Here is a 15,447-nt window from a genome sequence, read left to right on the forward strand (position 1 = left end):
TGTTCCTATTGACAAGTCAACTGAATCCTAAGGTGGATGAATTTATAAGTAAATCGAAAAAGTGGAAGAAAGAGTATGAAAAGTTGAGAAGTATTGTTCTGGACTGTGAGTTGGCAGAAGAATTTAAGTGGATGCATCCTTGTTACACTTTTGAGAATAAAAACATCGTTTTAATTCATGGATTTAAAGAATATTGTGCACTTTTATTTAACAAAGGTGTCTTACTGAAGGATCCCCGCGGTATTCTAATCCAACAAACGGAGAATGTACAGGCGGCTCGCCAAATTCGATTTACCAGTGTGCATGAAATAATCGAATTAGAAACTATTTTGAAAGAATATATTTATGAAGCCATTGAAGTGGAAAAATCCGGTTTGGAAGTGAATTTTAAGAAGACGGAAGAATACATAATTCCCGAAGAATTTCAAATTAAGCTAAATGAAATCCCAGCCTTAAAAGCTGCTTTTGAAGCATTGACACCAGGACGGCAAAGGGCATATCTTCATTATTTTACTCAGGCTAAACAATCTAAGACTCGAGAGTCAAGGGTAGAAAAATACATGCAGCATATCCTAGAGGGAAAGGGATTAAATGATTAGGACATTATATGAAGTTTAAGATGCTTTTTTAATTTGCAATCATTTGAACTCCTTTTTTGATGGCAGGATACTCAAGAATAATTTTGAAGTGGAATCAAACAATAAACAATCTCTAAAGTATAAAAACAGTTTCTAAAATTTATTATCAGTAGCCATAAATAAAAAACGGCCATATAAGTGTATCCTTTAATTTTATGTTAAAGGGTACATTTTTTTGTCTTTAAAAGTGAGAGTGATAAAGCTTACTTGCACGTTTATGGTAGAACATTAATGATAAAGTTCAGGCTTGTTGATAAAGGATATCCGTATTTTTTATCGAATAATTTAATTACTATATGAAAAGGGTGATAGTAATAGATAAAAAGATACGTTTCTTTTTGGATAACCATACGGAAAATACAATAGTCAACAAGCTTCGCAATGCCGGTTGTGTTTTCGCAGAGGATGAAGCTCAATTACTAATTTCAGAGGCATATTCTTTAGAGGACCTTATAAGAAAAGTCGAGAAGCGGGTAGGTGGTCTGCCGCTGGAATATGTAATTGGATGGGCACATTTTTGTGGACTTCGAATTGCAGTAGAACGAGGGGTTTTTGTTCCTAGACAGCGCACCGAATTTCTTGTTCGCCATGCAAAAGAGCTAGCTGGTTCAGGTGATGTCGTCGTTGACCTTTGTTGTGGTTCAGGGGCTATAGGGGCAGCACTTGCAGCAGCTCTAGATGATCTTTCTCTGTATTGTTCTGACATTGACCCAATTGCAATACGATGTGCAAGACGAAACATGGCGAGATTTGGGGGACAGGTTTTTGAAGGTGACTTATATAAGGCTTTGCCACAACCGATTAAAGGCTATATAAATATTTTAGTTGCAAATGTACCCTATGTTCCTACTAAAGCAATAGACCTGCTTCCAACAGAGGCACGTCTTTATGAACCGAATTTAGCCTTGGACGGCGGGGATGATGGGCTGAATATACTAAGTAAGGTAGTAGAAGAAGCACCATTTTGGCTCGCACCGGGAGGACACTTATTGATTGAGACGAGTGAAATGCAGGCAACACAAACTTTTGAAATCTTTGTTCATGCTGGCTTTGCCACTGAAGTAGTTAGAGACGCTGAACTGGATGCTACTGTAGTTATTGGAACTAATCCGCATTTTTATAGTATGATTCGAGGGCAAAGCTGAGTATTAGAGAGCAGAGGCTCTTTTTTTATCCAAATCGATTAAGTCCTAAAAAAAGGTGTATTTTTAAAAATAGCGGCTCCTCTGTCCTCCATAATTTCTCCGGCTAAAAAATGATTTAGTACCATCAAAAGGTGTAAAGAAAAAACCACTCAATGTGGTTTTTTAATCGCGCATTGCCCCTGCCTCACGGGAAGTCATCGCACCTTGTCCTTCATTTACATCCTTTTGAATCTCTTGTTTTACCTTCTGTGCATCAGTTCCTGAAAGTTCTGGCTTCATCATAGACCCTACATTCTGATTAGCTTGATTTTCCTGTTGCATCCAAGTTCTCCTCCAGTTTTTGTTTTACTCAGTTTTCTGGCATTTCTGAAGGAAAGAACTTAATATCTCGCCTTCTAAGAGTTATTATTTCACAAACATCGTCAAGGTATTTATAGTAAACCTAATTCTTTTTTTATTACTTCTATATTTTTCTTGTGATATCCGCGGATACCATCAACAAATTCATATCGATGAATATATTGATCTAGTTTAATGTTTTCTTCAATGCCCAAAACTACATTTCGAATTGTCCGTATATATTCCAAATCTCCCTTTTGTCTTCTAATGATTTCATCCATCTTTTTAGTCGGAGAACCATGACCAGGAATCAATAATTGAACAGGGTGATGCTGTAAAATCCATTCTGCTTTTTCTAATGTCCTTTCATATTCCTTACTATCCTCAATAAAAGGAAATTCCACATCTGATAGATGATCCCCAGCAATAAATACGCCTAAGCTATCGATTAAAGTAAAAAATCCGTCTGATGAATGTCCTTGTGCTTGATAGAAGGTAAGTTTTGTTTTGCCAATAGAAAGTGTTTGCCCATCCTCTTCTATCGCATAATCAATATTGGGATAATGGATACCATAATTTCGATGAAGATATAACTCATCATCAAACATTTTGATTTTGTTCAAAATGTTCGCCTTTTCAGGATGCTTTTTTGTTCCGACACTTCCAATTGTTTTAGCTTCAGGAAAAGCTCCATAGCCAAGCACATGATCGAAATGAGAATGAGTAAATAGCAAATATACAGGTCTGCCTTTTTGTCTTCTATCTACTTCTTGCTTTATCTGTTCTACCTCATTTGGAAGCCAAGCAGGATCTATCACTAGCACTAAATCATCTGTTTCTATTACAGTGGAGTTCGTTAAAACCAGGGCACTCTGAAATACGGTAGTATGGGAATCTTCATAAATAATCAAGGTTCTTCTCCTTTTGTATTACATATTTTTTTATTGTCCCTTTTCATTTTCTCTAGACTTAAATGATAATGCAAAATCAAGGATTGGAGAAGCTGGAGCTATCAATGAACTACTTCCAATGGTAATAGATCTTAACGAAACAGCTTTAGCAAGAAACAGGAAAACAGTAACCATATTCATGATGATGAAATTGCATTTTTAACTAAACAAGAATTCACCAGCTGAAGATGTAAGGAAACGGTTCTTTAGAAAATTTTCATCCTCAATAAAAAGGTTAAGAAATGAGATGAATTTGTAATTTTAATCATTTCTAATCTGGGGGCAATTTAAGACATAGAAGCACAGCCAAGATACCAAGTGGCTGTGCAGCTTTTGCGAAAACCTTTTTAATTAGCATTGAGCAGATTTAGTTATCCTTTATTCTTGCCAGTTTCTTTCTTGTTTTCGTATATATACAATCTGACCAATATGGTAGGCGTTATGTGTGCATAAATTTGAAACAGCCCCCCACCATGGACATTCTCCAGGGTAATTTGCAATTACCTCATCTAATTTACTTTCGGGTGATTCCTTTAGTGCCTTTAGCCAATCCGTGTAAACTGAATCCAGTTTACTTACGACATTATTCCATTGTTTTTCAGTAATTGTTTGATTGGGACCCTCAAATGTTAAAGAATTATTTGCAGTACTTTCGAATGATTCTTTATCCATAAATCGTTTTAACCATTTTTCGTTCCAAAATGTGAGATGTGTAACTATTTTCCATATTGAATGACTTGATTCATGCTTTTGCCAGGTTGCTTCGTACGCTGTAAGTCCTTCAATTGAATCTTGAAATGTTGGAAACCAGCTTAAGTCATTTTTGCATGCGGCTAATTGATCCATTAACAAATCTTTCTTAGTAGCGCCCATTAAATTCCTCCATTTTTAACAAGATTTATGACGGTTTTGGAATGTCCCGCTTTGAAAAACTTCTTCTTGTATTATTTTTTATCATAGTTATCATCCCCCTTTAGTTTATTGAGAAGAGAATAGATTCCCACTTTTATTTTACTATAAAATTCTGATAAATGAATAAAATTACAGAATAGGAACTTATGTTTATGTAATGGAAAAAACACTTACATGTTTAAACTCATAAGTGTTTTATTGTTTATTATCATTATTTTTCATTTTATTACCTACATAGAAGCCATATTTATTTTTAAAGGTTATTTAAATCATTCACTAATTCTAATGCTGCCTCATTTCTATATTTGTATATAAAACTGTCTAGATCTTTTTTAAAAGAGATTTCAAGCAGCCCTGCTGAACGAAGTATAAGTAGATGATGGTGAATATTCCCTTTCGTCATATTCATGTAATCAACGATTTGCGGAAACGACTTGCTCGTATCTTTAAGATAGTCGAGTATTCTTAGTCTCGTTTCATCGGATAAGGCTTTTGTTTTAATGATAATATCCTCATATTTATTGTCCGGTGAACAAGGAAATGTAATAACAATGCGTTTGTTAAATATATCTATTAAAGATATTGGTCTCATATGCCATGAAGGAAATAACAGAACCTCTTCCCTTATAATTTCTTCTATCTGAAAGCCTCGGCTTATTTTACATATTTCACGAATAGGGTTGGTCTGCAAACTGTGCTGATTCAGCTTCTCTACATTTTGTTTTAAAATGGGGTCAATTTCTCTTTCCAAATTCTTATAATATTCCTCATACCACATACTCAATAATTCGGTATATTCTTCCTTCCTCGCATTTAAATCATGTGGTAGGTCATGGTTATTTTTAGCGTATGGGATTAACATTTCATATAGCTCGCCAGCTGATAAATTGGACACCCACTGAATATAATCCGAGAAAGCTCCTTTATTTGAAAATTTATCAATTAAATGAACCGAAAAATCCTCGAATGATAAATCATTTAAAGACATGATTCTGGAATGCAGTTTTTCAGATATAGTGTATCTTGTTTCTTTATACCAATTTTTTGTTATTCCAAGATATTTAAGATGAGTTTGCCGTTTATAGAGTGAAAAACTCAATAGTATTTCGTATATAGGTGAAGCAATAGTTCGAATTTTTGTCATATTTAATGAACTCCTTTCAAATTTTATTATAACAAATATTGAATTCGATTCTTTGTTCAACTACTATTGAACTAAATAAAATATTGGAAAATTTCTTTACATAATAGGTTTTAAAAAGAGGGGAGCGGCAAAAATGGAAATGAAAATGGAGATGAAGTATGCTAGGCCAAATATGGAAGATTTTAAACAAAAGTTTGATCGATTATTAAAGCGATTCCATCAAGCGAGCACATTTGAAGAGCAAAATAATCTGTTTTTAATGCTAAATCAACTGCGAAATGAGTTTGAAGCGATGGAGCAGTTAGCGTATTTGCGACATATGATTAATTTAAATGATGAAGAATATAAAGAAGAACAAGCCTTTTTTGACCAAATAACCCCTATCTACCAAGCTTTTGTGACCAAGTATTATCATGCTATCCTTAACGCCTCTTTTAGAGAACAATTAGAAAATCGCTGGGGTACACAAATCTTTAAGCTGGCAGAATTAAAGGTTAAAATTTACACTGACGAAGTATCGAAAGAACTTCAACTAGAAAAACAACTTATTGGCAGCTATTTTTCTTTGTTAGCAAAAGCAGAAGCGGAATTTAACAGTGAGAAAATGACTCCTGTTCAATTAAGTCGCTTTACTATTTCAGAAGATAGAGGCGTGCGAAAAAAAGCTTATGAATCTATTTTTTCGTATTATGCTGATCATGAAGAGGAATTTGATGACATTCTTGACGAGCTTATTAAAGTCAGAACAAAGATTGCAAGAAAACTAGGGTATAAGTCGTTTACTCAACTTGGTTATGACAGATTGGGACGTTCTAATTATTCTCCTGAAGATGTCAAGGTCTACCGAAACCAAGTGAAACAATACGGGGTTCCTTTCATTTCGAAGCTTCGTGAAAAACAAAGGGTAAGAATCGGAGTGGAAAAACTGAAGTTTTATGATGAACGAGTGTATTTCAAAACAGGTGCTCCTAAGCTATTAGGGGATACGGATCAAGTGATAAAGAAGGCATTACAAATGTTTTCGGAGCTATCTTCGGAAACAAAGGAATTCTTTGACTACATGGTTTCCAGCGGGAATATGGATCTTATCAGCAAAAAGGGTAAAAGGGGTGGTGCATTTGCCACTTTTATAGGGACGGAAAAAGCACCATTTATTTTTGCAAACTTAGTTGGAACAGCAAATGATGCGAGAGTTCTAGCACATGAAGCTGGTCATGCATTTCAATTTTACATGAGTAGGAATACACCAATTCCTGAATACATTTCTCCAACCTATGATGCAGCAGAAATTCATTCATTTACGATGGAGCGCCTGGTTTGGCCATGGATGGAATTGTTTTTTGGTGAGGACGCAGAAAAGTATAGATTTAGTCATTTAATAGAAGCATTTATCCTTATGCCTTGGGCGAATGCGATTGATGAATTTCAGCATTATCTTTACGATAATCCTTCTGCAACGAAAGAGGAAAGGAAAGTAAAATGGAGAGAAATGGAACGAATCTATATGCCTGAAAAGGATTACGATGGAAATGAATTTTTAGAGGGTGGAGGAAGCTTCTATCAAATTAGCCATTTGTTCGAAACACCGTTTTATTTCATTGATTATGATTTGGCACATAATTGTGCGGTACAGTTATGGATTCGATACAATGAAAACCGTGTAGAAGGTTGGAATGATTTTTTAAAGATTTGTCAGGTGGGAGGCAGTGAATCACTTGTCGAGATTGTTAACCGAGCTCGGCTGCTGTCTCCATTTGAAGAAGGAAGCTTACATTATATTATCGATTATGTGGATCGATGGGTAACACAGTTTGATGACCAAAAGTTTTAATTGATTTGTTAAACTACCAGGTTAGAAGGTATTGAGATAAGTTTGGTTGGTAAAGTTACATTTGATTCATTTAGAAAAGCTTGATTCATTCAGGCTTTTTTTCTTTTGGGTGAAAAAGAGGAATTTAATCGCTAGGAAACTAATATTAGTATAGGATTCTAAAAAAATTGGGAGACTTTATCATGAGAGAATTCTTTGAGTATAATTGGCAGATAAGAGACGAATGGTTTGACTGGTGCAAGCAGCTAACAGCAGAGGAGTTAAATAAAAAACGAATTGGCGGTGTAGAAAGTATTTTATACACCCTTTTTCACATTACCGAAGTAGAATATAGCTGGGTTCGAGGGATACAAGGAAAAGAAGATATAGTATTTCATTTCTGTGATTATGATACTCTCGAGAGGGTAAAAATGCTATCAGATGAACTAAGAAAGGAAACTATTGATTTTTTTAAAACAAGCTTCAATCTTTTAAACGATGAATTGGTGAGTGTGGCTTGGGATAAAGAAAAGTACACTGCGGATGAGATTTTGCATCATATCATTGCACATGAAATCCATCATATTGGACAACTTTCTATTTGGTCAAGGGAATTAAAATTGGAGCCTGTTCCATCCAATTTTATTGGAAGAAGGCTTCAATAGCTTGAAAGTATGTGAGTAGAATGTAAATAATAAAATAGGTATTTTGTCATAAATGCTTGATAGAAGACAGGCATTCAATATATTATTATGTTATTGAAAGAATTTTTTGCTAATTTTGAGATTAATAGGTTTGATTTACACAAGTTGTATTTGCAGCCCCTAACTTGATTGAAAGGATGATTCCAATGAGAAAAAGTATATTAGTTTTCCTCTCTATATTTATTATTCTGAGTATGATAGGTTGTTCTAAACATGAGAGTGTCGAAAAGAAAACCTCAAGTTCTGAAAAAGTAGAAAATGATACTGCTCAAAATAAACCAAAGAAAAAGAGCAAGTACCCTTTTCCTGCGGATATTAAACAAAAAGGTACTGTAGATTTAGAAGTTATTAATACTGTTGATGGGGCTGTAATTGGAAAGGTTCCAATCTTTAATATTTTAAAAACTACTAAGGAAAAGCCAATTACCTTAGATTACTACGATTTCGACGCTACGAATCTAACCTTTATTTATGTGGATGGAGTGTTTGTTTCAACAGAGTCTTTTGGAAAAGAGGGAAAAACCCCGATTACTATTAAAGATGATGATTTAACACCGGGAACTCATACGGTTACTGCCGTCCAGTTTGCAGGCTTGGATCCGAATGGCGAAGTAGAGGCTTTGGCACAAGCAAAGTATAAAATAAAGGTAGGCAACTAAACAATATTTCTCTATTTTTCAGTCATGTAATTTTCTTCGATTATTGAAGAATACATATTCTGAACCAGGCTTGAAAATAAAATATTGCCAAAATTCATATCTCAATGGTATTCTTATAACGAATGAAATGTGGAGGAGGGTATCGTTATGAAAAAAAGATCAATGAAATCTTTATCTAAAGGCGTAGGATACTCAACTTCTGTTTTTTTTGCAAATGCTAATCACGGGAGAGGTCTGTCTAATTTAAGATAAAAATGACTGAACACCTTTGATTAGAAATTCTAATTAGGTAGTGGGATAAACAAAACCACAGGTCGTTTCCTGTGGGGCGTTATAATATTGAATTACTTAAGCCACAGGAATGAGTTCCTGTGGCTTTTTACATTTTTAAAGGAGGATGACAAATGGAGAAAAAACGAGGTATTTATATTAAGTTATTAGAGGTTTCAGATGCAGAGGAAATGGTTAAATTAGAAAATCAAAATCGAGATTTCTTTCAGCTGTATACTCCCTTAAGGGATGAACGTTTCTACACAATTGAAGGGCAGGTGGAGAGAATACAAAAATACATTTCACAGGCAAATCAGGATAGTTGTTTTTCCTTTGGAATCTTCTTATCGGAAAATAATCATTTAATTGGAAATGTGACGCTTTCTGAAATAGCAAGAGGGAACTACCAGAGCTGTTGGATTGGTTACTATTTGGACAAAAAGCATAACGGTAAAGGATATATGACAGAGTCTGTTAAGCTCGCCGTACAATTTGGATTTAATGAATTGAAGTTACATAGAATTGAAGCAGGGGTGATGCCACATAATAAAGGATCTATTAAGGTTTTGGAAAAGGCAGGCTTCCATAGGGAGGGAATTGCAAAGGAAAATGTTAAAATTAACGGCAAATGGGAGGACCACCTAACCCTTGCCATTGTAAATAATAGAAATTAAATACCAATCATCTTTGTATGGAGAATTAGACTGTAGAAAAAAGTGGGAATGCTATCTCCATTTTAATCAAGAAGTAAATGGTTAAAAGGTTTAGATGTATGTACAAAAATGAAGCATCATTTGGTTATATCCCAAACGATGCTTTATTTGTATTACATTTCACATAAACATCGAAGTATTCTTTTGATGAAGGTCCAAGGGCAATTAATGGATCCTCAAAATGAATAATAGGATCCATCCTTTCATCCTTTCTTTTTGAATAAAAGCTTAATAACGTCATTATACATATCCGCTAAGGAGGGAAAAGGTTGTAGTCCAAAACTTAGAGGCAGTTTTTTCTTCTTTGTTTAGTAGTAATTTAGAGAATAATATTGTCTTTTTTGAATTAATAGAGTAGTTTTATATTACTCTATAGTGTGAATATTGGAAAGGTGATAGAGGAATATGAACAAGACTTCATTAAAAAGACAATATGATTTAGATTGGATTCGTGTACTTGCAACAATAGGGGTATTTTTTTACCATTGCTCGATGTTTTTTAATCCGTTTCCTTGGCATGTGAAAAATAATGTGTTGGATTCCAATAGCATATTAGTATTCTCTTTATTCGTTGGCGCATGGATGATGCCCATTTTTTTTGCCGTGTCAGGAATAGGTGTAGCTTATGCTTTGAGGAAAAGAAAAAACACTGAATTTCTTAAAGAACGAATGATTCGATTATTTGTGCCGCTTGTATTCGGCGTATTTATTTTAACACCACCACAGGTTTATATGGAACGTGTATCCCATCATCAATTCCAGGGGTCATTTTTAGCATTTATTCCACACTACTTTGACGGAGTGTACTTAGATATTGGTGGGACGGGGAATTTTGCCTTTTTTGGATTACATCTATGGTACCTACTAGTACTAATTGTATTTTCTTTGTTTACATTGCCTATATTTAGAAGGGTTACTGTGAGGAGTAAATTTGGAAATCTGCACCTGTTTTTACTTCCTTGTATTCTTATTTTATCAGGGATAATCAAAACGCAAAGTTTAGGTGGATGGGATATTGTATTTTATCTCTTAATCTTTATTTATGGTTATTACTTTTTTTACAGCGAAGCATTTCAAATAACTATTAAATCTACCATTAAAGCACACCTTATAATGGCGATTTTAACATCTATTGTCTTCATTGTTTGGGCTTTACACGGGATGCCACAGCAAGGCACTGTTCAAGATTATTTATTTTTTGCTCTTCGTGTCTTTAATTGCTGGAGCTGGGTACTTTGTATCTTCTTTTTGGCGAATAAGTATTTATCGATGAAAAATCGTTTTTTGAAATATGGTAGTGAAGCATCCATGCCATTTTACGTCTTGCATCAACCTATTATTGTAGTACTAGGTTTTTTTATTCGAGATGTTTCTTGGTCCATACCGGTAAAGATAATGTTCCTTGCTTTCGTTTCTTTTATTATCATCATGGTTTGTTATCATTTCATCATCAGGAGAGTTAATCTATTAAGAATTTTATTTGGAATGAAAAAGATAGATATTTCCAAAATGCAAACAGCAAATAAAGGAGAATCTTATAATTGAAGAAATTTGATAGATTAATAGATTGGTTAGAGGATATTAGAGTGAAAAATCATAGCAGCGCATCTTCATTATATATTTTAAAAGATAATGAAGTCGTTTTAGAATATTATAATGGCTATCATTCGAATGCAGCTGGGGCCATGCCGATTAGTGAATCATCTCAATTTAACGTGGCATCTGCCAGAAAGAGCTACTTAGGTCTTGTCGTGGCGTATGCACTATTCGAAGGTAAAATTAATAGCTTGGATGATTACGCAGCTCGCTATTTTGATGATATGGATCAGCATTTACTTGGAAAAACGACCATAAGGCATTTAGTAACGCATTCACATGGATTACATGAATCAGAGGATGGTACTATATTCAGAGAGTTTGAACCTGGTCAAGGATGGGCATACCGAGGAGTAAATGTTTTAATGATGACGCAATTGGTAAATAGACTTTTTAATAAAACCTTTCCCGAGCTATTAAAGGAAAAGGTATTTGTACCAATGGGATTCACAGAAACATCATGGCAAACGGAGGAAAATAGAAATTTAGTAACTGAAATTGTTGACCCCAATTCTTATGGCAGCTACAAGTTGGGAAAAACCAATGATGGAAAAGAATCCAATCTATATACATCAACTCGTGAGTTCGCACAATGGGGAAATCTTCATTTGTATAAAGGTAAGATAAATGGAAAGCAAATTGTTCCAAGAGAAGTAATTAATATGGCGACCCAAATGCAAAGTCCGATTTACCATAATCACAATCTTCCGCAAAACGGTTTGTTTTGGTACGTTCAAGGCACTCCCGCTGCCAATAGCGAGATTGGTGAAAGAGTTCCGCGCGGTTCCTATCAAATTTTAGGAATCACTGGCCCCACTCTTCTTGTCATTCCGGAATACAATGTCGTTGTCGCCAAAATGTATAATAAACGATATAACTATGGGGGGGATAACTACCTCTATTATTTAAGGGAATTTAGTAATTTAGTTGCAGATACTTTCAAGCAGTAAATCTAATATGGCCAGGAATTTTTTTATGATCCCAAAAATACATATAGTTTCATCGCAGCCTCGCATATAAATGTATGGGGAAAGTATATTAGGGGCTGCCTCCCTTCAGAAAATCCTAAGTTATTATTTATATTCAACATGAAATTCAAAAAAAGTATTGACAAAATATTATTTTTGTGTTATTATTAAATATTTTGTTGTTGACTATATATAATGGACATGATAATAATAAAAAGTAGATTTCAAGATTTAATCTGGAAGGAGAGGAAGTATGGAACAATTACCATGTGCTGGATGCAGAGGATTATGCTGTGGGCCAGTTGCAATAACCGAGCAGGAATTTAGGAGAATTAAAAAAAAGATAAAAAGTATGCCTCGAAAAACACGTGATGAGTTACAAAATCAAATGAGATTTCATGGAACATGCATTTTTTATGATTTAGATCATGATCGCTGTGGAATTTATTCCGTACGACCTAAAGCCTGCAATATGTTTGGGTATTATAAAGGAATGGCTTGCTTTCGAAAACCCGAATTAGCTACAAAAGTTCCTGTTTTTAACGAAAAAACAATAGGAATTCTCTCCATAGATTTTACATGGTCCGATTTTATAAAATAAAAACTCCTTAGATTTTTTACCTACCTACATTTTTTTCGTCTGATTGTTATGAAAGTGATGTCCTATTTTATATAGTTTAATACTAGAATGCATGATTGCTAGATTGGTAATCCTTCCATGGTTCATGGGCGGAAAAGCAAAATTCCTTTTAATATGGAAAAGATAGTTTTTTTAAGATTGGACTTAAAGGAGGAATAGAAATAACTCTTTATGCAAAAAATGTAAAAAAAAGTAATAAGGGGTTATGATGATACTTCTCTATACATCAGCATTCATTTTCAATTTAGTTGCATTTAAAGCCTCTCATAAAATGTCGGCTAACAAAGTTGTTCATATATGGTGCTTTACAACTGCATTTCAATTAATTTGGGATGTATTTGTTTCTTTAAAATACCATGGGTATTGGTATTTTACTCAAGGCATTGATTTTTCTGCACTTCCGGCCTATTTCTTATTAGTTCAACCGGTAAATGTTATATTTTTAGCATGGTATCCTTTTAAAAAGCCTATAAAAAAAAGGCTTTATTATATCTTTATTTGGCTAATTTTTTTGCTATTATATGAAGAACTAACTACATTACCGAAGCCATGGGGGTTCTTCCGATACGGATGGTGGAATATTTGGTATTCAGGCTTACTTGATATAATATTGCTGAGCATATTAATACAGTTCTATAAGTGGATAAGTAAATTAGAGGATAAAATACGTAATTAGGCATTAAGAAACGATTTTTTATTCAACGCAGTAAATAGCCCTTTCTATCTTAATAAGGGCTATTGTTTTGTTATAATTTGTTTTGATAAGTAATTTTTTGAGTTTGGACCACAATTCAGTAGTAAATCAATGATCGATAAATTCGGTATGAACTTTCCCCATCGTTGTGGATAGACAGGATGCTCAAATTCTTGATAAACAATTGTAATATTATTATTTTGAAAATCATTCTCATCTATATATGATTTGGCGCCATTACCTGATAAATACATATCCGCACCGAGCGATTTGCATATATTAATGAGTTTCGTATTCTTTTTACCTTTAATACCGCTTAATTCAGAAGAACGTACTATTGGTGTTTTCATTCCTAGATAATCGCGAATAAAGTGGATGATTTCTAAATTGATATCGATTAGTTTTGAACCTGAATGTTGATAAATTTTAAGTAAGGATGGTGAGATTTGTTCCCAATACTCCGTTTTAGCATAGCATCCTTGCAAGGAATTAAAGTGTCTGTGCTTCCAATTTAATTCATTCTTTATTTGAATATCTTTAATTAAAGCTTTCTTATTTATAACGGGCACAGATAAAGATACGATCCCGTTCGATCCTTTAATCACGTTTCTTCGCTCGGCTTTATTAGAACACAGAACATCGTCTAAAAGCACAAATACATCACAAGAAAGCATTTTATGAAAATATCCAATCCAAGGTAAATAATTTGGTTGATGAATCCCAACAATCATGAAAAATGAACACACCAATCTATAGTATTTTAAAAATCCCAGTCCTTATTTTTACTCAATAATCGAACCATCTCAATATTCATTTTATGTCCACTCCTAAATCCAATAAATTGCCCCTGTACTTGTTGTCCTAGTAACATTAAATCACCTGTTAGATCCAGCAGCTTATGTCTAGCAATTTCATTACTCCAACGAAGCTTTGCATTACCGCTTGGAATTTTTAAGCAATTCTCTATGTTTTCGCCAAAAAGTGCTACCATTGCATTATATTCATGGTCCAAAATAAATGAACGCGCCTTTACCAGTTCTGATAAAAAGTTAGAATCGTTCATAGTGGAAATATGGGCAATTTGGGTAGGGATTATATGATCGGGATAGTCTAGAAGATATGTGATAGAAAAATGCCTAGCTGGGAGTCCTAAAAGGAGGGAATCATGACGAGTCCCATCTGGTGATTCGAAATAGTCCATTACCCAAAGTGGTTCCTTCACAATCTTGTATTTCTTTGGATTTGATTGAGTAATTGGAACGGCTTTTGAAAGTGCTTGAACAAATTCCAAACTACTGAAATCTGAAACAACAGGTACATATGGACCGTTCAAATGTATACGGAGATTGGTAATATCTAAGCCTCGTATAGCGGCAAGTATATGTTCAGTATGCTCAATAGTAACTCCATGTTTTGTGAGGGAAGACCATCGTTTGTTAAAATATGCATATTCAGGTTTGCATTCAATTTCAGGCTTTTCTGGTAAGTCGTTACGAATGAAAATAATACCAGTATTTGGTTCGGCAGGTTCAAATATAACCTGCGAAGAATATTGCCCATTTATAGCAATTCCTGAAACCTCAGTTGTATATGTAATTGTCTTTTGCACCTCAGAATCACCTCATATACATGTTTAGACTTTTAATGAAATAGAGGAGGAGTCATTACTTCATCAATATTATTCATTGTTTATATTATATGTTTCATCTTCTTATATTAGGATTGCCGGTATTGTACTTTAGATTAAGACAGTTAATCGAAATTGATTGATTAACACATGAACAAGCATTTTCCTTTCTTCATAAAATATGTACAAGAGTAAAAAGCAATAGGAAAGGATGAAACACCTTGGACATGAAGAAGCCAATTATGAATACATCGGATCGGCCCCAATACACAAAAACGTTAAATAAAACTCCTAAGGGAAAATTAGTAAAAAAGAGTGGCTGCGGCTGTGGAAAGCGAAAAGTAAAGTAAACAGGCAAATGGTAAAATGCCTGTTTTTTTTTTTTTGCCAAGTAAGAAGAAAAACGTACTGCATTGCAAAGTGACAGCAGCAAATTTGCTTAACTATTTGTGGATAAATAAAGTCCTATACTTTCCGTTTTATCGATTGCATAAAAAACAAGTGTATTCATTAATAAAAGTATTGCCTTCAAGATATTATTCTTGTTCTATATGAAAATTGAACATCTGTCCGTATCAAAAGCATAACTCATTGAATTATATAAAGAAGGAATAAAGATAAGAAAAAGGAGTTTATTA

At 34.0% G+C, this 15,447-nt stretch carries 17 protein-coding genes; 10 read left to right on the forward strand and 7 right to left on the reverse strand.

Annotation, left to right across the window (positions count from 1 at the left end):
- The first annotated feature begins 8 nt into the window (after positions 1–8).
- Both KHA87_RS02750 and KHA87_RS02755 read left to right on the forward strand, forming a co-directional pair.
- Positions 9–599, forward strand: coding sequence for a YdeI/OmpD-associated family protein (locus tag KHA87_RS02750; protein WP_249310076.1), 591 nt, complete (start codon positions 9–11; stop codon positions 597–599).
- Positions 600–976: 377 nt separating this feature from the next.
- Positions 977–1,783 (forward strand): putative protein N(5)-glutamine methyltransferase, encoded by an 807-nt coding sequence (locus KHA87_RS02755; RefSeq protein WP_249310078.1) that lies wholly within the window; start codon positions 977–979, stop codon positions 1,781–1,783.
- A gap of 162 nt (positions 1,784–1,945) precedes the next feature.
- Here KHA87_RS02755 and KHA87_RS02760 read toward each other — a convergent pair whose 3' ends face one another.
- The 4 genes from KHA87_RS02760 to KHA87_RS02775 form a co-directional block, all read right to left on the reverse strand.
- Positions 1,946–2,104: a hypothetical protein gene (locus KHA87_RS02760; RefSeq protein WP_213092580.1), complete on the reverse strand. Its 159-nt coding sequence runs from the start codon at positions 2,102–2,104 to the stop codon at positions 1,946–1,948.
- Between the two features lie 110 nt (positions 2,105–2,214).
- The gene (locus tag KHA87_RS02765) at positions 2,215–3,033 is read right to left on the reverse strand and encodes an MBL fold metallo-hydrolase (RefSeq protein WP_249310080.1); all 819 of its coding nucleotides are present in this window, start codon (positions 3,031–3,033) and stop codon (positions 2,215–2,217) included.
- A gap of 417 nt (positions 3,034–3,450) precedes the next feature.
- Complete coding sequence (locus KHA87_RS02770; protein WP_213092581.1) at positions 3,451–3,945, reverse strand: DinB family protein; 495 nt, start codon at positions 3,943–3,945, stop codon at positions 3,451–3,453.
- Positions 3,946–4,237: 292 nt separating this feature from the next.
- Positions 4,238–5,128: an ArsR family transcriptional regulator gene (locus tag KHA87_RS02775; protein ID WP_213092582.1), complete on the reverse strand. Its 891-nt coding sequence runs from the start codon at positions 5,126–5,128 to the stop codon at positions 4,238–4,240.
- A gap of 133 nt (positions 5,129–5,261) precedes the next feature.
- Between KHA87_RS02775 and KHA87_RS02780 the strand changes: the two genes are divergently transcribed.
- The 4 genes from KHA87_RS02780 to KHA87_RS02795 all read left to right on the forward strand — a co-directional run bounded on the left by KHA87_RS02780 (position 5,262) and on the right by KHA87_RS02795 (position 9,245).
- On the forward strand, positions 5,262–6,959 hold the full coding sequence (locus KHA87_RS02780) for a M3 family oligoendopeptidase (RefSeq protein WP_249310082.1): 1,698 nt from the start codon (positions 5,262–5,264) through the stop codon (positions 6,957–6,959).
- A 182-nt stretch (positions 6,960–7,141) separates the two neighbouring features.
- Positions 7,142–7,603: a DinB family protein gene (locus KHA87_RS02785; protein ID WP_213092583.1), complete on the forward strand. Its 462-nt coding sequence runs from the start codon at positions 7,142–7,144 to the stop codon at positions 7,601–7,603.
- A gap of 185 nt (positions 7,604–7,788) precedes the next feature.
- Positions 7,789–8,301 carry a hypothetical protein gene (locus tag KHA87_RS02790; protein ID WP_213092584.1) on the forward strand — a complete coding sequence of 171 codons (513 nt, stop codon included), beginning with the start codon at positions 7,789–7,791 and terminating at the stop codon, positions 8,299–8,301.
- 404 nt (positions 8,302–8,705) lie between these two features.
- The gene (locus tag KHA87_RS02795) at positions 8,706–9,245 is read left to right on the forward strand and encodes a GNAT family N-acetyltransferase (RefSeq protein WP_213092585.1); all 540 of its coding nucleotides are present in this window, start codon (positions 8,706–8,708) and stop codon (positions 9,243–9,245) included.
- 124 nt (positions 9,246–9,369) lie between these two features.
- Here KHA87_RS02795 and KHA87_RS02800 read toward each other — a convergent pair whose 3' ends face one another.
- Positions 9,370–9,525: a hypothetical protein gene (locus tag KHA87_RS02800; RefSeq protein ID WP_213092586.1), complete on the reverse strand. Its 156-nt coding sequence runs from the start codon at positions 9,523–9,525 to the stop codon at positions 9,370–9,372.
- Between the two features lie 164 nt (positions 9,526–9,689).
- Between KHA87_RS02800 and KHA87_RS02805 the strand changes: the two genes are divergently transcribed.
- The 4 genes from KHA87_RS02805 (at position 9,690) to KHA87_RS02820 (ending at position 13,164) form a co-directional block, all read left to right on the forward strand.
- A complete protein-coding gene (locus tag KHA87_RS02805) occupies positions 9,690–10,829 on the forward strand; it encodes an acyltransferase family protein (RefSeq protein ID WP_213092587.1) in 1,140 nt (379 codons plus the stop codon).
- Positions 10,826–11,830 (forward strand): serine hydrolase domain-containing protein, encoded by a 1,005-nt coding sequence (locus KHA87_RS02810; protein WP_213092588.1) that lies wholly within the window; start codon positions 10,826–10,828, stop codon positions 11,828–11,830. Before KHA87_RS02805 ends, KHA87_RS02810 begins: the two co-directional genes overlap by 4 nt.
- A 271-nt stretch (positions 11,831–12,101) precedes the next feature.
- Entirely contained in the window at positions 12,102–12,449 is a 348-nt protein-coding gene (locus tag KHA87_RS02815) for a YkgJ family cysteine cluster protein (RefSeq protein WP_213092589.1), read from the forward strand.
- 244 nt (positions 12,450–12,693) lie between these two features.
- Positions 12,694–13,164 carry a hypothetical protein gene (locus KHA87_RS02820; RefSeq protein WP_249310086.1) on the forward strand — a complete coding sequence of 157 codons (471 nt, stop codon included), beginning with the start codon at positions 12,694–12,696 and terminating at the stop codon, positions 13,162–13,164.
- A gap of 59 nt (positions 13,165–13,223) precedes the next feature.
- Here the strand turns inward: KHA87_RS02820 and KHA87_RS02825 are convergent, their stop codons facing one another.
- Both KHA87_RS02825 and KHA87_RS02830 read right to left on the reverse strand, forming a co-directional pair.
- Positions 13,224–13,913 carry a WbqC family protein gene (locus tag KHA87_RS02825; RefSeq protein WP_213092590.1) on the reverse strand — a complete coding sequence of 230 codons (690 nt, stop codon included), beginning with the start codon at positions 13,911–13,913 and terminating at the stop codon, positions 13,224–13,226.
- 29 nt (positions 13,914–13,942) lie between these two features.
- Positions 13,943–14,791 carry a UDP-3-O-acyl-N-acetylglucosamine deacetylase gene (locus KHA87_RS02830; RefSeq protein WP_213092591.1) on the reverse strand — a complete coding sequence of 283 codons (849 nt, stop codon included), beginning with the start codon at positions 14,789–14,791 and terminating at the stop codon, positions 13,943–13,945.
- Positions 14,792–15,447: the final 656 nt, after the last annotated feature.

Origin of the sequence: Bacillus sp. FJAT-49736 (assembly GCF_018343615.1) — a bacterium.
GTDB lineage: Bacteria > Bacillota > Bacilli > Bacillales > Bacillaceae_C > Margalitia.